Source organism: Variovorax boronicumulans, from assembly GCF_029892485.1.
In the GTDB taxonomy this organism is placed as follows: Bacteria; Pseudomonadota; Gammaproteobacteria; order Burkholderiales; family Burkholderiaceae_C; genus Variovorax; species Variovorax boronicumulans_B.
Genome location: NZ_JARXVG010000007.1, coordinates 216,192 through 238,825, shown reverse-complemented (window position 1 = coordinate 238,825; position 22,634 = coordinate 216,192). Strand labels below are relative to the sequence as shown.

Sequence of the window (22,634 nt, the reverse complement as noted above, 5' to 3'; positions counted from 1 at the left end):
ACGATGGGAAAGATCACCGGCTTCATGGAGCATGAGCGCATCGAAGAGGGCTACAAGCCCGTCGACGAGCGCGTCAAGCACTACAAGGAATTCGTCGTCGGCCTGACGCCCGAGCAGGCCAAGGTGCAGGGCGCGCGCTGCATGGACTGCGGCACGCCGTTCTGCAACAGCGGCTGCCCGGTCAACAACATCATTCCGGACTTCAACGACCTCGTGTACCGCGACGACTGGCAGAACGCCTTCGCGGTGCTCGACTCGACCAACAACTTCCCCGAGTTCACCGGCCGCATCTGCCCCGCACCCTGCGAGGCGGCCTGCGTGCTCAACGTGAACGACGACGCGATCGGCATCAAGTCGATCGAGCACGCGATCATCGACCGCGCGTGGGACGAAGGCTGGGTCGCGCCGCGCGTGGCCAAGCACAAGACCGGCAAGAAGGTGGCGGTGGTGGGCGCGGGCCCGGCCGGCATGGCGGCGGCGCAGCAACTCGCGCGCGCCGGCCACGACGTGACGCTGTTCGAGAAGAACGACCGCATTGGCGGCCTGCTGCGCTACGGCATTCCCGACTTCAAGATGGAGAAGACGCACATCGACCGCCGCGTCGAGCAGATGAAGGCCGAGGGCGTCACCTTCCGCACCGGCGTGATGATCGGTGCCGCGAAAGACCCGCTCGGCAAGGGCTCCAAGGTGACCAACCTCGCCAAGGAAACCATCACGCCCGAGCAGTTGCAGAAGGACTTCGACGCCGTGGTGCTCACCGGCGGTGCCGAGCAGTCGCGCGACCTGCCGGTGCCGGGCCGCGACCTCGACGGCATCCATTTCGCGATGGAGTTCCTGCCGCAGCAGAACCGCGTCAACGCGGGCGACAAGGTCAAGGGCCAGCTGCGTGCCGACGGCAAGCACGTGATCGTCATCGGCGGCGGCGACACCGGCTCCGACTGCGTGGGCACCAGCAACCGCCACGGCGCCGTGAGCGTCACGCAGTTCGAACTGATGCCCCAGCCACCCGAAGAAGAGGACCGCCCGCTGACCTGGCCCTACTGGCCCATCAAGCTGCGCACCAGCTCCAGCCATGAAGAAGGCTGCGAGCGCGAGTTCGCGATCTCCACCAAGGAGTTCATCGGCGAAAAGGGCAAGGTCACGGGCCTGAAGACCGTTCGCGTCGAGTGGAAGGACGGCAAGATGCAGGAAGTGGCCGGCAGCGAGCAGATCCTCAAGGCCGACCTGGTGTTGCTGGCGATGGGCTTCATCAGCCCCGTGGCCACCGTGCTCGACGCTTTCGGCGTGGAGAAGGACGCACGCGGCAACGCCCGTGCGACCGTCGACTTCATCGGCGGCTATGCCACCAACGTGCCGAAGGTGTTTGCAGCAGGCGACATCCGCCGCGGCCAGTCGCTGGTGGTGTGGGCGATTCGCGAGGGGCGCCAGGCCGCGCGCTCGGTGGATGAATTCCTCATGGGGTTCAGTGATCTGCCGCGCTGATTTTTGTTTCAATTTCGCGGGGCTTCTCACGGCCCCGCTATCATTCGCGGAAACCGCATGCCGGGATGCTTGAAAAAGCGCCCGGCTTTTTTATTGAGATGGACCCAGCCGCACAGCCACAACCCTTCGTAGAGTTCCGCGACGTCACGTTTGGCTACGGGGCGCGTGCGATTCTCGATGGCGTCTCTTTCGCCGTGCCGCGCGGCAAGGTCACGGCCCTCATGGGGGCCTCGGGCGGCGGCAAGACCACGGTCTTGCGCCTCATCGGCGGACAGCAGCGCGCACAGCGCGGCGAAGTCCTGTTCGATGGTCAGGACATCGTCAGGCTCGATGCTGCAGGGCTCTATGCGGCACGTCGCCGCATGGGCATGCTCTTCCAGTTCGGCGCCCTGTTCACCGACATGAGCGTGTTCGACAACGTGGCATTTCCATTGCGCGAGCACACGCAGCTGTCCGAAGCGCTGGTGCGCGACATCGTCCTCATGAAACTCGACGCGGTGGGCTTGCGCGGTGCGCGCGACCTGATGCCCAGCGAGGTGTCGGGTGGCATGGCGCGGCGCGTGGCGCTGGCGCGCGCGATTGCGCTGGACCCCGATCTCGTCATGTACGACGAACCCTTCGCCGGTCTCGATCCGATTTCGCTGGGCACCGCGGCACGACTGATTCGCCAGCTCAACGACACCCTCGGGCTGACCAGCATCATCGTGTCGCACGATCTCGAAGAAACCTTCCGCATCGCCGATCACGTGATCGTGCTGGCCAACGGCGGCATCGCCGCGCAAGGCACGCCGGGGGAGGTTCGCGAAAGCGCCGATCCGCTGGTGCATCAGTTCGTGAATGCGCTGCCTGACGGGCCGGTGCGGTTCCACTACCCCGGCGTCAGCATCGAAGACGACTTCGGCAACCTCGAAGGAGGGCGTTCATGAGCTGGTGGAAGCCCGCCGATGTCGGCTTTGCCGTGCGCAGCAAGCTGGCCGACCTGGGTTATGCGGCCAAGTTGTTCATGCGCCTCGCCGGTCCCGGCGCGCAGGCGCTGCGCCGTTTCAGCCTGGTGCGCGACCAGATTCACTTCCTGGGCAACTACTCGCTCGCGATCATCGCCGTCTCGGGGCTGTTCGTCGGCTTCGTGCTCGGGCTGCAGATGTATTACGCATTGCAGCGCTACGGGTCTTCCGAGGCGCTGGGCCTCCTGGTCACGCTGAGTCTTGTGCGCGAACTCGGGCCTGTGGTCGCGGCGCTGCTCTTCACGGGCCGTGCCGGCACCTCGCTCACTGCGGAGATCGGTCTCATGAAGGCCGGCGAGCAGTTGAGTGCCATGGAGATGATGGCGGTCGATCCGGTGCAGCGAATCCTCGCGCCGCGCTTCTGGGCCGGCGTGATCACCATGCCGCTGCTGGCCGCCGTATTCAGCGCGGTCGGCATCATGGGCGGCTATGTGGTGGGCGTGCTGATGCTGGGCGTGGACCCCGGTGCGTTCTGGGGCCAGATGCAGGGCGGCGTCGATGTGTGGCGCGACGTCGGCAACGGCGTGATCAAGAGCATCGTCTTCGGCGTCACCGTCACTTTCATCGCGCTGCTGCAGGGCTTCGAGGCCCAGCCCACGCCCGAAGGCGTGTCGCGCGCGACCACGCGCACTGTCGTGACGGCATCGCTTGCGGTGCTGGGGCTGGACTTCCTGCTCACCGCCATGATGTTCAGTATCTAAAGGGGCCTCGCTCCAATCGTTCTAGAGAGTGCAAACCATGCAACGTTCCAACAACGACATCTGGGTCGGCCTGTTCGTGCTGATCGGCGCGGCGGCACTGCTGTTCCTCGCGCTGCAGTCGGCCAACCTGCTGAGCCTGAATTTCCAGAAGACCTACACGGTCACCGCGCGCTTCGACAACATCGGCGGCTTGAAGCCACAAACCGCGGTCAAGAGCGCTGGCGTGGTGGTTGGGCGGGTGGAATCCATCGCGTTCAACGACAAGGCCTTTCAGGCCGACGTGACGCTGGCACTTCAAAACCGTTACAGTTTTCCCAAGGACAGCTCGCTCAAGATCCTGACCAGTGGCCTGCTCGGCGAGCAGTACATCGGCATCGAAGCGGGCGCCGAGGAGAAGAACTTGCAAGCCGGCGACACCATCACCTCGACCCAATCGGCCGTGGTGCTGGAAAACCTGATCAGCCAGTTCCTTTACAGCAAGGCGGCCGAAGGGAGTTCGAATTCGAACGCGGCGCCGGGAACAGCCAACAAAAAATGACATCACGATTCTTTGCATCGCATGCTATGAAAAACATAGCTATTTGTGCCCGTTGGGCGATTGCCGCCGCCGCTCTGGCGATTGTTGCCGGATGCGCCACCGGGCCGAACGCCAATCCGGTCGATCCGTTCGAACCCTTCAATCGCGGCGTCACGCGCTTCAACGACACGGTCGACAACGCGGTCCTCGTGCCGGTGGCCACCGCTTACCAGCGTGTATTGCCTCCGATGGTGCGCACGGGTGTGGACAACTTCTTCAACAACCTGGGCGACGTCTGGAACTTCGCCAACAATGTCGCGCAGCTCAAGCTGCAGGGCAGCGCCGAGACCTTCATGCGGCTCAATGTCAACACGTTCTTCGGGCTGGGTGGCCTGCTCGACGTGGCGACCGAGGCGGGCATCCCCCGCCACGAAGAAGACTTCGGGCAGACGCTGGGCTACTGGGGCGTGGGCGCCGGTCCCTATGTGGTGCTGCCGTTGCTGGGCCCATCGACCCTGCGTGACACCGCCGCGTTGCCGGTGGACCGCTTCGGCGATCCGGTTTCGCAGATGAACGACGTGGCCTGGCGCAATTCGCTCACCGTGCTGCATGCCGTCGATACGCGTTCGCAGTACCTGCGCGCCGGCCGTCTACTCGGCGAAGCGGCGCTCGACAAGTATTCGTTCACGCGCGATGCGTTCCTGCAGCGCCGCCGCAGCCAGGTCTACGACGGCAATCCACCGGACGACGGTGCGGGCAACAGCCCGGGAGAAGACGGCGCCGAAAGCAAGTAAGAGCCAGGAAGTGCAGGAGCGAACGACGAAGCCACTTGCATCCGGTTGCAAGGCTTCACCTGCGCTTCAGGAACCCGGTCGGCCCTGGGCCTGTCGAATCCGTTCTTGTCGCAGCCCCTTGCTTTGTGCGATCCGGGTGCTTCGTCGATTTTTCAAATTTTGAGGGACTCTCCATGAACAACAAGATCTTGCAACGACGCGATGTGGGCCGGCTGGTTCTGGCCGGTGCCCTGCTTTTCGGCGCCGCTGTCGCCTTCGTCCGTCCGGCCTACGCTGCCGACGAGGCGCCCGATGCGCTGGTCAAGCGCCTGTCGACCGACGTGCTCGAGACGATCAAGGCCGACTCGTCGATCAAGGCCGGCGACGTCAACAAGATCATGCTGCTGGTCGACAGCAAGATCATGCCCAACGTCAATTTCCAGCGCATGACGGCATCGGCCGTCGGCCCGGCATGGCGCCAGGCCACGCCCGAACAGCAAAAGCGCCTGCAGGAAGAATTCAAGGCCCTCTTGGTTCGCACCTACGCCGGCGCGCTCGACCAGGTGGTCGACCAGACCGTCACGGTCCGTCCGTTCCGCGGCTCGGCCGACGACAAGGAAGTGCTGGTCCGTACCGAGATCCAGGGCCGCGGCGAACCCGTGCAGCTCGACTACCGCCTCGAGAAGACCCCGGGCCAGGGCGCAGGCTGGAAGGTCTACAACCTCAATGTGCTGGGCGTCTGGCTGGTCGATACCTACCGCACGCAGTTCTCGCAGGAGATCAACGCCCGCGGCATCGACGGCCTGATTGCCGCGCTCGCCGCGCGCAACAAGGGCAACTCAAAGGGCTGACCGGGCAACGCCATGCTGGTCCTGCCCACCAAGCTCACCCACGACGAGGCGCCTGCCTGCATGCGCATGCTCCAGCAGGGGCTCAAGGGCCAGACGGATTCGTCGTCCACGGTGGTCGACGCCACCGCGCTGGCCCAGTTCGATTCGTCGGCGCTGGCGGTGCTGCTCGAATGCCGTCGCGAGTCCAGCGCCTTGGGCCGCGGCTTCTCGGTCAAGGGGCTCTCGCCGCGTCTGCGCGAACTGGCGGCGCTGTACGGCATCGCGGGCCTTTTGCCGGCCGCGCCCTGAAAAAGTAACGGCCCCTTAAAATCGCGGGCTCCCATGCCCGCGATCTCATTCCAATCGGTCTCCAAGACCTACCCCCCCTCCAGACAGCAGAAAGCCCAAGGCAAACAAGGCTTGCGCGCGGTCGACGAGGTTTCCTTCCAGATCGAGCCGGGCGAATTCTTCGGCCTGCTCGGCCCCAACGGCGCGGGCAAGACCACCCTGATCAGCATGCTCGCGGGCCTGTCGCGGCCCACGTCCGGCGCTATCAGCGTCCACGGCTTCGACGTGCAGCGCGACTACGCCGAAGCGCGCCGCCAGCTGGGCATCGTGCCGCAGGAGCTGGTGTTCGACCCCTTCTTCAACGTGCGCGAGTCGCTGCGCATCCAGTCGGGCTACTTCGGCATCAAGAACAACGACGACTGGATCGACGAACTGCTGCACAGCCTGGGCCTCACCGACAAGGCCACGGCCAACATGCGTCAGCTCTCGGGCGGCATGAAGCGCCGCGTGCTGGTGGCACAGGCGCTGGTGCACAAGCCACCGGTCATCGTGCTGGACGAGCCCACTGCCGGCGTCGACGTCGAACTGCGCCAGACGCTCTGGCAGTTCGTGGCCAAGCTCAACAAGCAGGGCAGCACGGTGCTGCTCACCACCCATTACCTCGAAGAGGCCGAGGCGCTGTGCAGCCGCATCGCGATGCTCAAGCTGGGCCGCGTGATCGCGCTCGACCGCACCAGCGAACTGCTGAAGTCGGCCGCGAGCAACGTGCTGCGCTTCAAGACCGACGCGATGCTGCCCTGGGCGATTGCCCAGCACGCGCGCATCACCGGCCGCATCGTGCAGCTGCCGGCGCAGAACGCGCATGAAGTCGAACAACTGCTGGCCGCGATCCGCGAAGCCGGCGTGGCAGTGGAAGACGTGGAAATGCGCAAGGCCGATCTGGAAGACGTGTTCATCGACCTGATGGCGGGCGAGCAGACGCCGCTGGAGGTCGCGCGATGATGGCGGTGACCGGCTGGCGCGCGCTGCTCTACAAGGAAACATTGCGCTTCTGGAAGGTCGGCTTTCAGACGGTCGGTGCGCCGGTGCTCACCGCGCTGCTGTACCTGATGGTGTTCGGCCACGTGCTCGAAGACCACGTGAAGGTCTACGGCTCGGTCGGCTACACGGCCTTCTTGGTGCCGGGCCTCGTGATGATGAGCGTGCTGCAGAACTCGTTCGCCAACAGTTCGTCCTCGATCATCCAGAGCAAGATCATGGGCAGCCTGGTGTTCGTGCTGCTCACGCCGCTGTCGCACTGGAGCTGGTTCTTCGCCTACGTGGGCTCCTCGATCATCCGTGGGCTGGCGGTGGGGCTTGGTGTGTTCGTGGTCACCATCTTCTTCGCGATGCCCGATTTCGTGGCGCCGGTCTGGATCGTCGTGTTCGCGCTGCTGGGCGCTGCGATGCTCGGCACGCTCGGACTCATCGCCGGCCTCTGGGCCGAGAAGTTCGACCAGATGGCCGTGTTCCAGAACTTCCTGATCATGCCGATGACCTTTCTGTCGGGCGTGTTCTATTCGATCGGCTCGCTGCCGCCGTTCTGGCAGACCGTGAGCCACCTGAACCCGTTCTTCTACATGATCGACGGCTTTCGCTACGGCTTCTTCGGCGTGAGCGACGCCTCGCCCTGGCTCAGCCTGGGCATCGTCGGCACCGCCTGGCTGGTGGTGAGCGCCATCGCTGTCCACCTTCTCCGTATCGGCTACAAAATCCGAGGCTGAAAGCCTCTTTCCAGACCCCATGACCGCCGAACAACTCCAGGCCCTGATCCAGTCCCACCTCCCCTGCGAGCACATCTCGCTGGAGGGCGATGGCCGACATTGGTACGCCACCATCGTCTCGGCCGAATTCGAGGGCAAGCGCGCCATCCAGCGCCACCAGCGGGTCTATGCCACCCTGGGTGCGAAAATGCACACCGACGAAGTGCATGCGCTCTCGATGAAGACCTACACGCCGGCCGAATGGGCGGCGGTGGAAAAGTAACTTTCCGGCCCCCGGGCCACCCCATTTCGCTGGATCCTCGATGGACAAACTTCTGATTCGCGGCGGGCGCCAGCTTCGCGGCGAGGTACTCATTTCCGGCGCCAAGAACGCCGCGCTGCCCGAGCTGTGCGCGGCGCTGCTGACCGACCAGCCCGTGACGCTGCACAACGTGCCACGCCTGCAGGATGTGTCGACCATGCTCAAGCTGGTGCGCAACATGGGCGTGACGGCCGAGCGCGACCAGACCGGGAAGGAAAGCGGCACCGTGCAACTGAACGCCGGCGACCTCACCAACCCAGAGGCCCCCTACGAACTGGTGAAGACCATGCGCGCCTCGGTGCTGGCGCTCGGCCCGCTGCTCGCACGCTTCGGCCACGCCAAGGTGTCGCTCCCGGGCGGCTGCGCCATCGGCTCGCGACCGGTCGACCAGCACATCAAGGGCCTGCAGGCCATGGGCGCCGAGATCGTGGTCGAGCACGGCTACATGATCGCCAGCCTGCCGGCAGGCCGCACCCGCCTGAAGGGCGCGCGCATCCTGACCGACATGGTCACCGTCACCGGCACCGAGAACTTCCTCATGGCCGCGGCGCTCGCCGAGGGTGAGACGCTGCTCGAAAACGCCGCGCAGGAGCCCGAGATCGTCGACCTGGCCGAAATGCTGATCCGCATGGGCGCGAAGATCCAGGGCCATGGCACCAGCCACATCCGCATCCAGGGCGTCGAGAAGCTGCACGGCTGCGAACACGCCGTGGTGGCCGACCGCATCGAGGCCGGCACCTTCCTGTGCGCCGTCGCGGCCACGGGCGGTGATGTGTTCCTGCGCCACGCCCGCGCCGACCACATGGACGCGGTGATCGACAAGCTGCGCGATGCCGGCTGCACGGTCGCGCCGGAAGAAGGCGGCGTGCGCATCAGCTCGAAGGCGCCGGCCAGTGAGCACCTGAAGGCGCAGAGCTTCAGCACTACCGAGTACCCGGGCTTTCCGACCGACATGCAGGCGCAGTTCATGGCGCTGAACGTGATCGCGCGCGGCGCCTCGATGGTCACCGAGACCATCTTCGAGAACCGCTTCATGCACGTGAACGAGATGGTGCGCCTGGGCGCGACCATTCACGTCGAAGGCAAGGTCGCGATGGTCGAAGGCGTGCCGCAACTCTCGGGCGCCACCGTGATGGCGACAGACCTGCGCGCCTCCGCCAGCCTTGTGATCGCCGGCCTCGTGGCCGAGGGCGAGACGCTGATCGACCGCATCTACCACCTCGATCGCGGCTACGACCGCATGGAAGCCAAGCTGCGCGGCCTCGGTGCCGACATCGAGCGCGTGGCGGGAGTCGCCGCATGATCACCCTGGCACTCTCCAAAGGCCGCATTTTCGAAGAGACGATGCCCCTCCTGGCCGCCGCCGGCATCGAGGTCACCGAAGACCCCGAGAAGTCGCGCAAGCTGATCCTCGAAACCACCCGCCCCGACGTGCGCGTGGTGCTGGTGCGCGCCTCCGACGTGCCCACCTATGTGCAGTACGGCGGCGCCGACCTCGGCGTGACCGGCCTCGATGTGCTGCTGGAAAACGGCAACCAGGGCATGTACCAGCCGCTGGACCTGCGCATCGCAGCCTGCCGCCTGAGCGTGGCCGTGCGCGCCGACTACGACTACGCCTCGGCCGTGCGCCAGGGCTCGCGCCTGCGCGTGGCGACCAAGTACGTGGGCCTCTCGCGCGAGTTCTTCGCGAGCAAGGGCGTGCACGTCGACCTGATCAAGCTCTACGGCAGCATGGAGCTCGCGCCGCTCACGGGCCTGGCCGACGCCATCGTCGACCTGGTCTCCACTGGCAACACGCTCAAGGCCAACCACCTCGTCGAGGTGGAACGCATCATGGACATCAGTGCCCGCCTGGTCGTGAACCAGGCCGCGCTCAAGCTCAAGCGCGAGCCCATCCGTCGCATCATCGACGCCTTCGCGTCGGCCATTCCTTCCGCCTGACCTTCGCCCCGATCCTCATGACTCTGAAAGCAGCCCCCGCCCGTCTCTCCACGGCTTCAGCCAGCTTCGATGCTGAATTCAAGGCGCGGCTGCATTGGTCCGCGGATGCGGACGCGGCGATCGAGAAGGTGGTGGCCGACGTCCTGGCTGATGTGCAGAAGCGTGGCGACGAGGCGGTACTCGAATACACGCGCCGCTTCGACGGGCTCGGTGCTGCCGCCGTTTCCGAGCTCGAATTGACGCAGGCCGACTTCAAGGAAGCCTTCGACTCGCTGCCCGAAGACCAGCGCGATGCGCTGCAAGCCGCGGCGCTGCGTGTGCGCAGTTATCACGAGGCCCAGAAGAAGGCCAGCGGCGAGAGCTGGAGCTATCGCGATGCCGACGGCACGCTGCTCGGCCAGAAGGTCACGCCGCTGGACCGCGTCGGCATCTACGTGCCCGGCGGCAAGGCGGCGTATCCGTCCAGCTTGCTGATGAACGCGATCCCGGCGCATGTGGCGGGCGTCGGCGAAATCATCATGGTCGTGCCGACGCCTGTGAAGGGCAGTGTCGCCACCGGCGGCGCGGGCGGGCAATCGTCGACGAAGGGCGAGCGCAATGTGCTCGTGCTGGCCGCCGCCTACGTGGCCGGCGTCACCCGCGCCTTCACCATCGGCGGCGCGCAGGCCGTGGCCGCGCTCGCCTACGGCACCGCCACCATCCCCGCGGTCGACAAGATCACCGGCCCGGGCAACGCCTACGTGGCGGCCGCCAAGCGCCGTGTGTTCGGCACCGTGGGCATCGACATGATCGCGGGCCCGAGCGAGATCCTGGTGCTGGCCGACGGCTCCACGCCGCCCGACTGGGTGGCGATGGACCTGTTCAGCCAGGCCGAGCACGACGAGCTGGCGCAGAGCATCCTGCTGTGCCCCGACGCCGCCTACATCGACCGCGTGCAGGCAGAAATCGACCGCCTGCTCCCCACCATGCCGCGCGCGGAAATCATCGCCGCCTCGCTCAACGGTCGCGGCGCGCTGATCCACACGAAGAGCATGGAAGAGGCCTGCGAGATCAGCAACCGCATCGCGCCCGAGCACCTGGAAGTCAGCAGCAGCGAGCCGGGCCGCTGGGAGCCGCTGCTGCGCCACGCCGGTGCTATCTTTCTCGGCGCCTTCACCAGCGAGAGCCTGGGCGATTACTGCGCCGGCCCGAACCACGTGCTGCCGACCAGCGGCACGGCACGTTTCTCGAGCCCGCTGGGCGTCTACGACTTCCAGAAGCGCTCCAGCCTGATCGAGGTCAGCGAAGCCGGCGCGCAGGTGCTCGGCCCCATCGCTGTCACACTGGCCGAAGGCGAAGGCCTGCAGGCGCACGCCGAGGCCGCCCGCATGCGCCTGCGTAAGATCTGAGGCTCCAACAACCCCGCTTCAGGGAGGAGCACGCCAGATGATTCAACGTCTTTCTCGTTCGCGATTTTTCCGGTTCGCCACCGGCCTCGTTGCAGGCGCCGCCTTGCTGGCCGCCTGCACCCAGATGCCGCAGAACCGCGCCGAGTCGGCAGCGCTGTCTGCAACGCCCAGCGCCGCGCCAGCGGCACCCGCCCCGGCACAACTCGGCACGCAATGGGGCGAGGGCATCGAGTCGAAGACCCGCACGGTCGTGACCAGGCGGTTGTCCGAGCAGCCCGACGAGGTGGCTTCCATCGGCTACAACGAAGCCTCCGCCGTGCGCCGCGAAGTGGGCAACAACCCCGAGCGCCGCCTGAACCTGCAACTGGCCCAGGGCGACGTCGAATGGTCGGTGCTCGACGAGAACGACCGCCCGCTGCCGCTGCAGCGCGCGCGCCGAAGCAGCGGCAACGACATGTTCCGCCTGGCCGGCGTCGAAGGCGCGCGCTACACGCTGCGCTTTCGCAACCTCAGCGATCGCAGCTACGAAGTGATCGCCACCGTCGACGGCCTGGACGTGCTCACCGGCAAGCCCGGCAGCCTGCGCAACGGCGGCTACGTGCTGCGCCCGCAGGAGACGCTGAACATCGAGGGCTTCCGCAAGAGCCAGAGCGAGGTCGCCGCCTTCCGCTTCGCCACGCCGGGCCGTGCCTACGCGGCGAACACCGAGACCGGCGACGTGCGCAACATCGGCGTGATCGGCGCCGCGCTGTTCGAACTCGAGCAGCCCCAGGCCCCGCGCCGTCCGCGCCGCGACGCCACGCCGCCGCAGCCCAGCGCCTTCCCGGCCGATGGCGCCTATGCGCCGCCGCCGCGCTACCGCAAGTAAATGCCATGAAGAAGCGCACCGCCCGTCTGTCGATGCTGGGGTTCGTGCTGGCGCTCGCGGCCGGCACCGGTGCGCAGGCGATGACCATCCGCGAGTTCCACACGCTCCAGGCCAAGGAAAAGAAAGAGGGCAAGGCCTACGCGAGCTACTACCTCGTGGGCGTGCTCGAAGGCCTGCGCGAAGCCAGCGACACGGCGCGGCGCACGGGCCAGAAGCCGCTCTTCTGCGTCGATGGCCGGCGGCTCGAGCCCTCGATGGCGCGCTCGATCTTCGAATCCGAACTCAAGCGCAATGCCGAGCTCTACGAGGCCGACATGCCGGTGCAACTGGTGCTCTCGACTGCTTTGCAGAACAGCTTCCGGTGCGCGTCCTGACCCCGCAAAGCGACCACCCCGACGGTCTTCGACCCCAGCGAACCTCCTATGTCTGACACTCTTCCCGCGCTCCAGCGCATCCGCGCCGACGTGCGCGCCATGCATGCCTATTCCGTGCAGGACGCGCGCGGCTTCATCAAGCTCGACGCGATGGAAAATCCCTTCGGCCTGCCGCCCGCGCTGCAGGCCGAGCTGGGTGCGCGGCTGGGCGCGCTGGCGCTCAACCGCTATCCGGGCGACCGCGGCGCCGACCTGCAGCGCGCGCTCGCCGCGCATGCGCAGATGCCCGAAGGCTTCCGCCTGATGCTGGGCAACGGCTCGGACGAACTGATCTCGCTCCTGGCCATCGCCTGCGACCAGCCGGGTGCCACGGTGCTCGCGCCCGTGCCCGGCTTCGTCATGTACGCCATGAGTGCCAAATTGCAGGGCCTGCGCTTCGTGGGCGTGCCGCTCACGGCCGACTTCGAGCTCGACAAGGCCGCCATGCTGGCCGCCATCGCGCACGAGAAGCCTGCCATCGTCTACCTGGCCTACCCGAACAACCCGACCGCCAACCTCTGGGACGACGCCGTCGTCGAGAAGATCGTCGAAGCCCAGGGCGTGCAGGGCGGACTGGTGGTGATCGACGAGGCCTACCAGCCCTTCGCCGCCCGCAGCTACATCGACCGGCTCGCCAGGCACCCTCACGTGCTCCTGATGCGCACCCTCAGCAAGTTCGGCCTGGCCGGCATCCGCCTGGGCTACCTCATGGGCCCGGCCGCGCTGGTCGCGGAGATCGACAAGGTGCGCCCGCCCTACAACATCAGCGTGCTCAACTGCGAGTGCGCGCTGTTCGCGCTGGAGCACGCCGAGGTGTTCGAGGCGCAGGCCCGGCAGATCCGCGAGGAGCGCGAGCGCCTGGTGACCGGCCTGGGCCGGCTGCCGGGCGTGAAGACCTGGCCGAGCGACGCCAACATGGTCCTTTTGCGCGTCCCCGATGCCGCCAAGACCTTCGAGGGCATGAAAGCCCAGGGGGTGCTGGTGAAGAACGTTTCTAAAATGCACGAACTGCTGGCAAATTGCCTGCGCCTGACCGTCGGAACGGCCGACGAGAATGCGCGGATGCTGGCGGCACTCGAAGCCTCACTATGACCACCCCACAGAGCACCGACCGCACCGCGTCGGTCACCCGCAACACCGCCGAGACGAAGATCGCCGTCAGCGTGAACCTCGACGGCACCGGCAAGGCGAAGCTCGCCACCGGCATCGGCTTCTTCGACCACATGCTCGACCAGATCGCCCGCCACGGGCTGATCGACCTGGACATCGACTGCCAGGGCGACCTGCACATCGACGGCCACCACACGGTGGAAGACGTGGGCATCACGCTCGGCCAGGCCGTGGCCCAGGCCATCGGCGACAAGAAGGGCATCCGCCGCTACGGCCATGCCTACGTGCCGCTGGACGAGGCGCTCAGCCGCGTGGTCATCGACTTCTCGGGCCGCCCGGGCCTCGTGATGCACGTGCCCTTCACCAGCGGAATGATCGGCACCTTCGACAGCCAACTCACCTACGAGTTCTTCCAGGGCTTCGTGAACCACGCCTTCGTCACGCTGCACATCGACAACCTGAAGGGCGTGAACGCGCACCACCAGTGCGAGACCGTGTTCAAGGCCTTCGCCCGTGCGATGCGCGGCGCGCTGGAGCTGGATCCGCGTTCCGTCGGCGTCATTCCATCGACCAAGGGCTCGCTCTGAAACTCGCCAGCGAACAGCTATGAAATCTGTAGCAAATACCGTCGCTGTCGTCGACTACGGCATGGGCAACCTGCACTCCGTGTCGCAGGCCGTTCGCCACGCGGCCGACCAGGTGGGCGTGGAAGTGTTCGTCACCTCCGACCCGGAGGTGGTGCGCAAGGCCACCCGCGTGGTGCTGCCGGGGCAGGGCGCGATGCCCGACTGCATGCGCGAGCTGCGTGACTCCGGTCTCCAGGAATCCGTGCTCGAAGCGGCGGCGAGCAAGCCGCTCTTCGGCGTGTGCGTGGGCATGCAAATGCTGCTGTCGCGCAGCGACGAGGGCCCGACCGATGGTCTTGGCCTCATACCGGGTGAGGTCATCAAGTTCGAACTGGCCGGCCGCCTGCAGGCCGACGGCAGCCGCTTCAAGGTGCCCCAGATGGGCTGGAACCAGGTGCGCCAGGCCCAGCCGCACGCGGTGTGGGCGGGCATTCCGGACCTGAGCTATTTCTACTTCGTGCACAGCTTCTACGCGCGGCCGGCCGACGTCCGGCACAGCGTGGGCGAGGCCGATTACGGTGCGAGCTTTACCGCAGCCATCGCACGCGATAACATTTTTGCCACCCAGTTCCACCCGGAGAAGAGTGCGGACCATGGGTTGCAGCTCTATCGCAACTTCCTCCACTGGAATCCATGACTTGTTGCTCGCCCCCAGGCTGCGCGGCACTGCGTGTCCGCTTCGCCAACCCCCTGCCGGGGGCGACACCGACGGCCCGGCAAAGCCGGTTCCGTGGTGTCCTTGAACAATTCCTTCCTTCCTTTTTTCTTGAACCTTCGCTTTTGCTGACCGGCCATGCTCCTCATTCCCGCCATTGATCTCAAAGACGGCCACTGCGTTCGCCTCAAACAGGGCGACATGGACCAGTCCACCATCTTCAGCGAAGACCCCGCCGCCATGGCCCGCAAGTGGGTCACCGCCGGCGCCCGGCGGCTGCACCTGGTCGATCTGAATGGCGCTTTCGCCGGCAAGCCGCAGAACCACGCGGCGATCAAGGCGATCCTGAAGGAAGTCGGCGACGACATCCCTGTGCAGCTGGGCGGCGGCATCCGCGACCTGGACACCATCGAGCGTTACATCGACGACGGCCTGCGCTACGTGATCATCGGCACTGCCGCGGTCAAGAACCCAGGCTTCCTGAAGGACGCCTGCAGCGCCTTCGGCGGCCACATCATCGTGGGCCTGGATGCCAAGGACGGCAAGGTCGCCACCGACGGCTGGAGCAAGCTCACCGGCCACGAGGTGGCGGACCTCGGCAAGAAATTCGAGGACTACGGGGTCGAATCGATCATCTACACCGACATCGGACGCGACGGCATGCTCTCGGGCATCAACATCGAAGCCACCGTCAAGCTCGCGCAGGCGCTGACGATCCCGGTGATCGCCTCGGGGGGGCTCTCGAACATGGCCGACATCGACCAGCTCTGCGCGGTCGAGTTCGAAGGCGTCGAGGGCGTGATCTGCGGACGCGCCATCTACTCGGGCGACCTCGACTTCGCCGCCGCCCAGGCGCGCGCGGACGAGCTGGCCGGCGCCTGACGCCTTTCTTGCGCAGCGCGTGCTCTCCGCGCTTGCCATTGCCAACTACCGCTCGCTGCGGCAGCTGACGGTGCCGCTGGGCCGCCTCACGGTGGTGACGGGCGCCAATGGCAGCGGCAAGTCGAGTGTGTACCGCGCGATGCGGCTCCTGGCCGATATCGCCAACGGCGGGGTGATCCGCTCGCTGGTGCGCGAGGGCGGCCTGTCTTCCACGCTGTGGGCCGGACCCGAGCGCTTCTCGGCGGCAATGTTGCGCGGCGACGTGCCGGTGCAGGGCACCACGCGCAGCGAGCCGGTCGCGCTGAAGCTGGGGTTCGCCGGCGCCGAGTCGGAAGATTTCGGCTACGCCATCGACATCGGCCTGCCGCCGCCGATTCCATCGACCGCCTTCTCTCGCGATCCGCAGATCAAGCACGAAGCGATCTGGAGCGGCCCGCTGCTGCGGCCTTCGACGCAACTGGTCGACCGCAAAGGCGGCGCGCTGCGCCTGCGAGAAGGCAAGAGCTGGCAGGCCGTGGGCCGGCCGATCCCGGCCTTCGCCAGCATGATGACCGAGCACGCCGACCCGCGCGATGCGCCCGAGATGCTCACGCTGCGGGAGCAGATGCGCTCCTGGCGCTTCTACGACCACTTCCGCTCCGACGCCGATGCGCCAGCGCGCCTGCCGCAACTGGGCACCTACACGCCGGTGCTCGCCAATGACGGCGCCGACCTGGCCGCCGCCCTGCAGACCATCCGCGAGATCGGCGACGGCGAGGCGCTCGACCGTGCCGTGGACGATGCCTTTCCGGGCGCACGCGTCGAAGTCGAGGCCGAGGGCGACCGCTTCCGGACGCTGATGCACCAGCACGGCCTCCTGCGGCTCCTGACAGCCGCCGAACTCTCGGACGGCACCCTGCGCTACCTGTTGTGGATCGCGGCGCTCCTGACGCCGCGGCCGCCCGCGCTGCTGGTGCTCAACGAGCCCGAGACCAGCCTGCACCCCGACCTGCTGCCCGCGCTCGGCCGCCTCATCGCGCAGGCGGCGCGGCAGTCGCAGGTGATCGTGGTGTCGCACGCTGCACGCCTGATCGCCGCGTTGGACGACAGCGAAGGCCTTCAGCCCGTGGTGCTCGAAAAGCAGTTCGGCGAGACCCGCATCGCCAATCTCGACATGAGCGAAATCCCGCGCTGGGAGTGGCCAGCGCGATAGGAAAGCGCCGGGCCTACTCGGCCTTCACCGACATCGTCTGGATGATCGTTTCCAGCTGCGCGCTCATCGGCAGGTTGATGCTCTCCCCCGAAGGGAGCTTGCGCAGGAACCAGCGCTTGTACTGCCGCTCGATCTCGCCGTCTTCCGCCAGCACCTGGAAGGTGTCGTTGACCACCTTGGCCAGTTGCGCGTCACCCTTGCGGAACATGATCCCGTAGGGGTCGTAGGAGAGGAAGTCGCCGACCACCTCGTAGTCGGCCTTGGCGGCGTCCTGCGCGATCAGGCCGTAGAGCAGCACGTCGTCGGTGGCGAAGGCATCGGCCTGACCGCTCTTGACGAGCCCGAACGATTCCGCATGGTCGCGCGCCACCTGCAGGTTGATGCCCAGCTTGAACTTCTCCGACAGCTCGCGCAGCGTCTTCTCGTTGGTGGTGCCGGCGGTCACGGCCACCTTCTTGCCGGCGAGGTCGCGGAACGACTTGATCGGCGCCCCCTTCTTCACCAGCACCTTGGTGCCCGAGACGAACATCGTGGGCGAGAAGCTCACCCGCTTCTGGCGCTCGAGGTTGTTGGTGGTGGAGCCGCACTCCAGGTCGACCTTGCCGCTGGCGACGGCGTCGATGCGCGAATCGGAAGTTACAGGCACCCACTTGATCGCAAGGCTCCTGTTCACCGTGTCCTCGATGGCCGTGACCAGCGCGCGGCACAGCTCGATCGAATAGCCGATCGGTTCCTTCCGCGCATTGAGGTACGAGAAGGGCACCGACGACTCGCGGTAGCCGATGGTGATGGCGCCCGACTCGCGCGCCTTGGCGAGGGTGCCGGTGAGCTGTTCCTGCGCCTGCGCCGGTGCAGGCGCGACAGCAAGCGCGGCAGCCGCCAGCAATCCGGCAAGAAGAACCGACAGCGTGGCCTTGGGCTTCATGGCGCGCCTCACGCGTGGGCCGGGTGGGCGAGGGTGGCGTTGGCTTCCTCGTCGATCGCGCGGGCGTTGACCTCGGCATCGCCCTCGGAGAGCAGTTCGCCTTCCCACTTGGCGACCACCGCGGTGGCGATGGAATTGCCCACCGCGTTGGTGGCCGAGCGGCCCATGTCGAGGAAGGTGTCCACGCCCAGGATCAGCAGCAGGCCGGCCTCGGGAATGTCGAAGTGGTTCAGCGTGGCGGCGATCACCACCAGCGAGGCGCGCGGCACGCCGGCCATGCCCTTGGAGGTGAGCATGAGGATCAGCAGCATCGTGACCTGCGTGCTGATCGGCATGTGGATGTTGTAGGCCTGCGCGATGAAGAGCACGGCGAAGGTGCAGTACATCATCGAGCCGTCGAGGTTGAAGGAGTAGCCCATCGGCATCACGAAGCTGGAGATCTTGCGCTTCACGCCGAAACGGTCGAGCGCCTGCAGGATCTTCGGGTACGCGGCCTCCGAACTGGCCGTGGCAAAGGACAGCAAAAAGGCTTCCTTGATGAGCACCAGCAGCTTGAACACGCGTGGACCCAAAAACAGGAAGCCCGCCAGCACCAGCACGCTCCACAGCACGAAGAGGCCCAAGTAGAAGTCGCCCATGAACACGGCGAACTTCAGCAGGATGCCCAGGCCGTTGACGGCCACCGTGGCGGCCATGGCGGCCAGCACGGCGAGCGGGGCGAGCTTCATCACGTAGCCGGTGATCTTGAGCATCGCGTGCGACAGCTCCTCGATGGCGGCCACCAGCGTCTTGGCCTTGTCGCCGAGCGAGGCGAGCGCCACGCCGAAGAACATCGAGAACACCACGATCTGCAGGATCTCGTTGTTGGCCATGGCTTCGACGAACGACTTGGGCACCGTGTGGCTCACGAAGTCCTTCAGCGTGAACTTGGAGGTGGCCAGGTTGGCCGAGGCGCCGATGTCGGGCAGCGGCAGCCCCAGGTTCTCGCCGGGCTTGAGCAGGTTGGCCATGACGAGGCCGATGACCAGCGAAATCAGCGAGGCGGTGAGGAACCAGCCGATGGCCTTGCCGAACACGCGGCCCACCGACTTGGCGTCGCCCATGTGCGCGATGCCCACCACCAGCGTGGAGAACACCAGCGGGCCAATCAGCATCTTGATGAGGCGCAGGAACACGTCCGAAACGATGGAAACGTAGTCCGCGATCTCCTTGGCGGCCTTCTTGTCCGGGAAGCTCGTGAAGATCATGTAGCCCACGATGATGCCGAGCACCATGGCGATCAGGATCCAGGCAGCCATCGGCAGCTTTTTCTTCATGCGGTTCCCCTTTGGAGGTGTAAGTGTTTTTTGGAGGGGCACAGGGTATCCAAGAAGGCCCCGGCCGCGCAATGGCCCCCTGATGCCAATTCCGTGCCATGGCACGGGCGCTGCCTACAATTCCTCACATGGAAATCACCCCGATCGACCTTCGCGGCCAGCCTGCGATCCGCGCCACCGGCACCGACGGCAGCACCCTGACCGTGGCGCTGCATGGCGCGCATGTGCTCTCGTGGTGCACGTCCGACGGGGTGGAGCGCTTCTTCGTCAGCTCGCGCGCGGTGTTCGACGGGAAGACCGCGATCCGCGGCGGCGTGCCCATCTGCTGTCCCCAGTTCAACATGCGCGGCATGCTGCCCAAGCATGGTTTCATGCGCAATCTGCCTTGGGAATTGCAGCCCGCCGATGCCTCTGCCGGCACCCTGGCGTTTCGGTTGCGCGACAGCGAGGCCACCCGATCCCTCTGGCCGCACGCTTTCGAGGCACGACTCGAAGCCACCTTGGCCCCCGCTCAGTTGCGCATCGCGCTCACGCTGACCAACATCGACCCCGCGCCCTGGGCCTTTGCAGCGGCGCTGCATTCCTACCTGCACGTCGACGACATCGCCCAGGTGCGGCTCGAAGGCCTTGAGGGCGCCAACCGCTGGGATTCGCTGCGCAACGACCGCCATGTGGAAACCGCTGCCGAATTGCGGTTCGATGCCGAGTTCGACAGCGTCTATGCCGCGCCGGCGAAACCGCTGCGCCTCGTGCAGCCCGGCGGCACGCTCGAAATCGCGCGAAGCGCGAGCTGCACCGAAACCGTGGTGTGGAATCCGGGCGCAGAACTCTGCGCCAAGCTGTCCGACATGCCCGCCGACGGTTACCGCCACATGCTTTGCGTCGAGGCGGCCCGCATCGACGAACAGGTGACGCTCGCGCCCGGCGCCCAATGGCAGGGCTGGCAACAGCTCACCGTTCTCTGATTTCCTTCAGCTTCAAATTCCCATGCTTGCCAAACGCATCATTCCCTGCCTCGACGTCACCGGCGGCCGTGTCGTCAAGGGCGTCAACTTCCTCGAACTGCGCGATGCCGGCGATCCGGTGGAGATCGCCGCGCGCTACAACGCGCAGGGCGCCGACGAGCTCACCTTCCTGGACATCACCGCCACCAGCGACGGGCGCGACCTGATCCTGCCGATCATCGAGGCGGTGGCGTCGCAGGTGTTCATTCCGCTCACGGTGGGCGGCGGCGTGCGCACCGTGGCCGATGTGCGCCGCCTCCTCAACGCGGGCGCGGACAAGACCAGCTTCAACTCGGCCGCCATCGCCGATCCGCAAGTGATCAACGATGCGTCGCAGAAGTACGGCTCGCAGTGCATCGTGGTGGCCATCGATGCCAAGCGCCGCACGCCCGAAGAAGCCGCCACGCGGGGCCCGGGCTGGGACGTGTACAGCCACGGCGGCCGCAAGAACACCGGTCTCGACGCCGTACAGTGGGCCACCGAGATGGCGCGCCGCGGCGCGGGCGAGATCCTGCTCACCAGCATGGACCGCGACGGCACCAAGAGCGGTTTCGACCTCGAACTGACCCGCGCGGTGAGCGATGCGGTCAGCGTGCCCGTCATCGCCTCGGGCGGCGTCGGCAACCTGGACGACCTGGCCGACGGCATCCAGACCGGCGGCGCCGATGCGGTGCTGGCGGCCAGCATCTTTCACTACGGCGAGCACACCGTGGGCGAGGCGAAAGCCCGCATGGCGGCGCGGGGCATCCCCGTGCGAATCGACCGCTGAGGGGTCTTTACCCATCCCCGACAATACCCCGATGAACTGGCTCGATGAAGTGAAGTGGGACGCGAACGGCCTGGTGCCCGTGATCGCGCAGGAACAAGGCAGCAACGACGTGCTGATGTTCGCCTGGATGAACCGCGAGGCGCTCGAAAAGACCGCCGAGCTCAGCCGCGCGGTGTATTTCAGCCGCTCGCGCAACAAGCTGTGGTTCAAGGGCGAGGAATCGGGCCACGTGCAGACGGTGCATGAGATCCGCCTCGACTGCGACAACGACGTGGTGCTGCTCAAGGTCACCCAGCTGGGCCACGAGCCCGGCATCGCCTGCCACACCGGCCGCCACAGCTGCTTCTTCAGCAAGTACGAAAAGGGCCAGTGGACCGTGGTCGAACCGGTCTTGAAAGACCCGGAGTCGATCTACAAATGACCGGCACCGTGAACAACACCTCCAACACTTCCGATGGCCTTGCACGCCTGGCCGCGGTCATCGAAACGCGGTTGCCCGCGAATGGCGGCGACCCCGAGAAGAGCTACGTCGCGCGCCTCCTGCACAAGGGCCCCGACGCCTTCCTCAAGAAGATCGGCGAGGAAGCCACCGAGGTCGTGATGGCCGCCAAGGATGCCGACCACGGCGGCGACCGCTCGAAAATAGTGAACGAAGTGGCCGACCTGTGGTTCCACACCATGGTGGCGCTGGCGCACTACGGTTTCTCGCCGGCCGAGGTCGTCGCGGAGCTCGAGCGCCGCGAAGGCACCAGCGGCATCGAGGAAAAGGCCCTGCGCAAGGTGCAGGCCCGTGAAGCAGGCAACGATTGAAAGGACATCCCATGGCCAACGACATCGTGAACGTGGAACCCGACGACTCCCTCAAGACCTGGGGCTGGGTGAGCTACATCCTGCACCTGATCGTGGCCATCGGCGCAGTCGTGCCCGGGGCGCAGGCCTCCATTGCGATCCTGCTGGTGGCGCTGGTGATCGATTTCGTCAAGCGCGACGACGCGGCCGGCACCTGGCAGGCCTCGCACTTCAGCTGGCGCATCCGCTCGGTGCTCTGGGCGGGCCTGCTGTACATCCTGACCTCGTGGCTCTTCCTGCTGCTTTACTTCCCCGGCTGGATCGCCTGGGGGCTGATTTCGCTGTGGTTCCTGTACCGGATCGTCAAAGGCATGATCCGCATGAACGACAACCGCCCGATGGAACCCAAAGATGTCATCTGATCCGAACTGCGTCTTCTGCAAAATCGTCGAGGGCAAGATTCCCTCGCGCAAGGTCTACGAAGACGAGGACCTGTTCGGTTTCCATGACATCGCGCCCTGGGCGCCGGTGCATTTCATGCTGGTGCCGAAGAAGCACATCGCCTCGATGGCCCAGCTCACGCCCGACGATGCCGCGCTCATGGGCAAGGTCATGACCCTGGCGCCCAAGCTGGCGCTGGAGCAGGGCTGCAGGCCCTATCCGGACGGCGGCTATCGCGTCGTCATCAACACCGGCACCGAAGGCGGGCAGGAGGTTCACCATCTCCATGTGCACGTCATGGGCGGTCCCCGGCCATGGCTTCGCGGCTGAACTTCGTTAAGCCAAACTGTCACACTTCGCCCGACTAAAATCGGACAAATTCTTAGGAGTCTTCCATGGGTTCTTTTTCTATCTGGCACTGGCTGATCGTGCTGCTCGTCGTGGTCATGATCTTCGGCACCAAGAAGCTGCGGAACATGGGTTCGGACCTTGGTGGCGCCGTCAAGGGCTTCAAGGACGGCATGAAGGATGCCAACGGCAATCCCACCACCGATGCATCCGCTGCGTCGTCGGCCCCCGCAGCGCAAGTGACCGGCCAGCCGGCCAACAGCGACAAGACGATCGACGTCGAAGCGCGTCAGAAGTCCTGAGCGCGG

At 66.1% G+C, this 22,634-nt stretch carries 29 protein-coding genes; 27 read left to right on the top strand and 2 right to left on the bottom strand.

Going from position 1 to position 22,634, the window contains the following annotated elements; genetic code table 11:
- Nucleotides 1-3 precede the first annotated feature (3 nt).
- From M2282_RS18600 to M2282_RS18505, 20 genes are all read left to right on the top strand, one after another.
- Nucleotides 4-1,482 carry a glutamate synthase subunit beta gene (locus M2282_RS18600; RefSeq protein WP_280810252.1) on the top strand — a complete coding sequence of 493 codons (1,479 nt, stop codon included), beginning with the start codon at nucleotides 4-6 and terminating at the stop codon, nucleotides 1,480-1,482.
- A 65-nt stretch (nucleotides 1,483-1,547) separates the two neighbouring features.
- A complete protein-coding gene (locus M2282_RS18595; protein ID WP_280810251.1) occupies nucleotides 1,548-2,408 on the top strand; it encodes an ABC transporter ATP-binding protein in 861 nt (286 codons plus the stop codon).
- The gene (gene mlaE / locus M2282_RS18590; protein ID WP_280810250.1) at nucleotides 2,405-3,187 is read left to right on the top strand and encodes a lipid asymmetry maintenance ABC transporter permease subunit MlaE; all 783 of its coding nucleotides are present in this window, start codon (nucleotides 2,405-2,407) and stop codon (nucleotides 3,185-3,187) included. Before M2282_RS18595 ends, mlaE begins: the two co-directional genes overlap by 4 nt.
- 37 nt (nucleotides 3,188-3,224) lie before the next feature.
- Complete coding sequence (gene mlaD, locus M2282_RS18585; RefSeq protein WP_280810249.1) at nucleotides 3,225-3,725, top strand: outer membrane lipid asymmetry maintenance protein MlaD; 501 nt, start codon at nucleotides 3,225-3,227, stop codon at nucleotides 3,723-3,725.
- A 26-nt stretch (nucleotides 3,726-3,751) separates the two neighbouring features.
- On the top strand, nucleotides 3,752-4,498 hold the full coding sequence (locus M2282_RS18580; protein ID WP_280810248.1) for an MlaA family lipoprotein: 747 nt from the start codon (nucleotides 3,752-3,754) through the stop codon (nucleotides 4,496-4,498).
- 173 nt (nucleotides 4,499-4,671) lie between these two features.
- Nucleotides 4,672-5,328 (top strand): MlaC/ttg2D family ABC transporter substrate-binding protein, encoded by a 657-nt coding sequence (locus M2282_RS18575; protein WP_280810247.1) that lies wholly within the window; start codon nucleotides 4,672-4,674, stop codon nucleotides 5,326-5,328.
- A gap of 12 nt (nucleotides 5,329-5,340) precedes the next feature.
- Nucleotides 5,341-5,616 carry an STAS domain-containing protein gene (locus M2282_RS18570; RefSeq protein WP_013539706.1) on the top strand — a complete coding sequence of 92 codons (276 nt, stop codon included), beginning with the start codon at nucleotides 5,341-5,343 and terminating at the stop codon, nucleotides 5,614-5,616.
- A 33-nt stretch (nucleotides 5,617-5,649) separates the two neighbouring features.
- On the top strand, nucleotides 5,650-6,597 hold the full coding sequence (locus M2282_RS18565) for an ABC transporter ATP-binding protein (protein WP_280810246.1): 948 nt from the start codon (nucleotides 5,650-5,652) through the stop codon (nucleotides 6,595-6,597).
- A gap of 5 nt (nucleotides 6,598-6,602) precedes the next feature.
- Nucleotides 6,603-7,358: an ABC transporter permease gene (locus M2282_RS18560; protein WP_280810315.1), complete on the top strand. Its 756-nt coding sequence runs from the start codon at nucleotides 6,603-6,605 to the stop codon at nucleotides 7,356-7,358.
- Nucleotides 7,359-7,377: 19 nt separating this feature from the next.
- Entirely contained in the window at nucleotides 7,378-7,620 is a 243-nt protein-coding gene (locus tag M2282_RS18555) for a BolA family protein (protein ID WP_013539709.1), read from the top strand.
- A gap of 40 nt (nucleotides 7,621-7,660) precedes the next feature.
- Entirely contained in the window at nucleotides 7,661-8,962 is a 1,302-nt protein-coding gene (gene murA, locus M2282_RS18550; RefSeq protein WP_280810245.1) for a UDP-N-acetylglucosamine 1-carboxyvinyltransferase, read from the top strand.
- Nucleotides 8,959-9,600 carry an ATP phosphoribosyltransferase gene (hisG, locus tag M2282_RS18545; protein WP_280810244.1) on the top strand — a complete coding sequence of 214 codons (642 nt, stop codon included), beginning with the start codon at nucleotides 8,959-8,961 and terminating at the stop codon, nucleotides 9,598-9,600. The genes murA and hisG overlap by 4 nt, the downstream gene beginning before the upstream one ends.
- A 17-nt stretch (nucleotides 9,601-9,617) precedes the next feature.
- Entirely contained in the window at nucleotides 9,618-10,988 is a 1,371-nt protein-coding gene (gene hisD, locus M2282_RS18540; protein WP_280810243.1) for a histidinol dehydrogenase, read from the top strand.
- Nucleotides 10,989-11,025: 37 nt separating this feature from the next.
- Nucleotides 11,026-11,856, top strand: coding sequence for a hypothetical protein (locus M2282_RS18535; protein ID WP_280810242.1), 831 nt, complete (start codon nucleotides 11,026-11,028; stop codon nucleotides 11,854-11,856).
- Between the two features lie 5 nt (nucleotides 11,857-11,861).
- On the top strand, nucleotides 11,862-12,230 hold the full coding sequence (locus M2282_RS18530) for a hypothetical protein (RefSeq protein WP_280810241.1): 369 nt from the start codon (nucleotides 11,862-11,864) through the stop codon (nucleotides 12,228-12,230).
- A gap of 48 nt (nucleotides 12,231-12,278) precedes the next feature.
- On the top strand, nucleotides 12,279-13,361 hold the full coding sequence (gene hisC, locus M2282_RS18525; protein ID WP_280810240.1) for a histidinol-phosphate transaminase: 1,083 nt from the start codon (nucleotides 12,279-12,281) through the stop codon (nucleotides 13,359-13,361).
- Nucleotides 13,358-13,966, top strand: coding sequence for an imidazoleglycerol-phosphate dehydratase HisB (hisB, locus tag M2282_RS18520; RefSeq protein ID WP_280810239.1), 609 nt, complete (start codon nucleotides 13,358-13,360; stop codon nucleotides 13,964-13,966). Before hisC ends, hisB begins: the two co-directional genes overlap by 4 nt.
- A 19-nt stretch (nucleotides 13,967-13,985) precedes the next feature.
- Nucleotides 13,986-14,642, top strand: coding sequence for an imidazole glycerol phosphate synthase subunit HisH (gene hisH, locus M2282_RS18515; protein ID WP_280810238.1), 657 nt, complete (start codon nucleotides 13,986-13,988; stop codon nucleotides 14,640-14,642).
- 156 nt (nucleotides 14,643-14,798) lie between these two features.
- Nucleotides 14,799-15,542: a 1-(5-phosphoribosyl)-5-[(5-phosphoribosylamino)methylideneamino]imidazole-4-carboxamide isomerase gene (gene hisA, locus M2282_RS18510; protein WP_013539719.1), complete on the top strand. Its 744-nt coding sequence runs from the start codon at nucleotides 14,799-14,801 to the stop codon at nucleotides 15,540-15,542.
- A gap of 19 nt (nucleotides 15,543-15,561) precedes the next feature.
- The gene (locus M2282_RS18505; protein ID WP_280810237.1) at nucleotides 15,562-16,734 is read left to right on the top strand and encodes an AAA family ATPase; all 1,173 of its coding nucleotides are present in this window, start codon (nucleotides 15,562-15,564) and stop codon (nucleotides 16,732-16,734) included.
- 13 nt (nucleotides 16,735-16,747) lie between these two features.
- Here M2282_RS18505 and M2282_RS18500 read toward each other — a convergent pair whose 3' ends face one another.
- Together M2282_RS18500 and M2282_RS18495 are read right to left on the bottom strand one after the other, a co-directional pair.
- Nucleotides 16,748-17,659: an amino acid ABC transporter substrate-binding protein gene (locus tag M2282_RS18500; RefSeq protein WP_280810236.1), complete on the bottom strand. Its 912-nt coding sequence runs from the start codon at nucleotides 17,657-17,659 to the stop codon at nucleotides 16,748-16,750.
- A gap of 8 nt (nucleotides 17,660-17,667) precedes the next feature.
- Nucleotides 17,668-18,975 carry a dicarboxylate/amino acid:cation symporter gene (locus tag M2282_RS18495; RefSeq protein ID WP_280810235.1) on the bottom strand — a complete coding sequence of 436 codons (1,308 nt, stop codon included), beginning with the start codon at nucleotides 18,973-18,975 and terminating at the stop codon, nucleotides 17,668-17,670.
- Nucleotides 18,976-19,103: 128 nt separating this feature from the next.
- Between M2282_RS18495 and M2282_RS18490 the strand changes: the two genes are divergently transcribed.
- From M2282_RS18490 to tatA, 7 genes are all read left to right on the top strand, one after another.
- Nucleotides 19,104-19,940: a D-hexose-6-phosphate mutarotase gene (locus tag M2282_RS18490; RefSeq protein WP_280810234.1), complete on the top strand. Its 837-nt coding sequence runs from the start codon at nucleotides 19,104-19,106 to the stop codon at nucleotides 19,938-19,940.
- A gap of 22 nt (nucleotides 19,941-19,962) precedes the next feature.
- Nucleotides 19,963-20,748 carry an imidazole glycerol phosphate synthase subunit HisF gene (gene hisF / locus M2282_RS18485; RefSeq protein ID WP_093439779.1) on the top strand — a complete coding sequence of 262 codons (786 nt, stop codon included), beginning with the start codon at nucleotides 19,963-19,965 and terminating at the stop codon, nucleotides 20,746-20,748.
- A gap of 31 nt (nucleotides 20,749-20,779) precedes the next feature.
- Complete coding sequence (hisI, locus tag M2282_RS18480; protein WP_280810233.1) at nucleotides 20,780-21,169, top strand: phosphoribosyl-AMP cyclohydrolase; 390 nt, start codon at nucleotides 20,780-20,782, stop codon at nucleotides 21,167-21,169.
- A gap of 8 nt (nucleotides 21,170-21,177) precedes the next feature.
- The gene (locus M2282_RS18475) at nucleotides 21,178-21,558 is read left to right on the top strand and encodes a phosphoribosyl-ATP diphosphatase (protein WP_432422914.1); all 381 of its coding nucleotides are present in this window, start codon (nucleotides 21,178-21,180) and stop codon (nucleotides 21,556-21,558) included.
- A gap of 11 nt (nucleotides 21,559-21,569) precedes the next feature.
- A complete protein-coding gene (locus M2282_RS18470; RefSeq protein WP_206177525.1) occupies nucleotides 21,570-21,959 on the top strand; it encodes a DUF4870 family protein in 390 nt (129 codons plus the stop codon).
- Nucleotides 21,949-22,308 carry a histidine triad nucleotide-binding protein gene (locus tag M2282_RS18465; RefSeq protein WP_280810231.1) on the top strand — a complete coding sequence of 120 codons (360 nt, stop codon included), beginning with the start codon at nucleotides 21,949-21,951 and terminating at the stop codon, nucleotides 22,306-22,308. Before M2282_RS18470 ends, M2282_RS18465 begins: the two co-directional genes overlap by 11 nt.
- Before the next feature lie 65 nt (nucleotides 22,309-22,373).
- Nucleotides 22,374-22,628, top strand: a complete 255-nt coding sequence (gene tatA / locus M2282_RS18460; protein WP_093439792.1) for a Sec-independent protein translocase subunit TatA — start codon at nucleotides 22,374-22,376, stop codon at nucleotides 22,626-22,628.
- Nucleotides 22,629-22,634 lie beyond the last annotated feature (6 nt).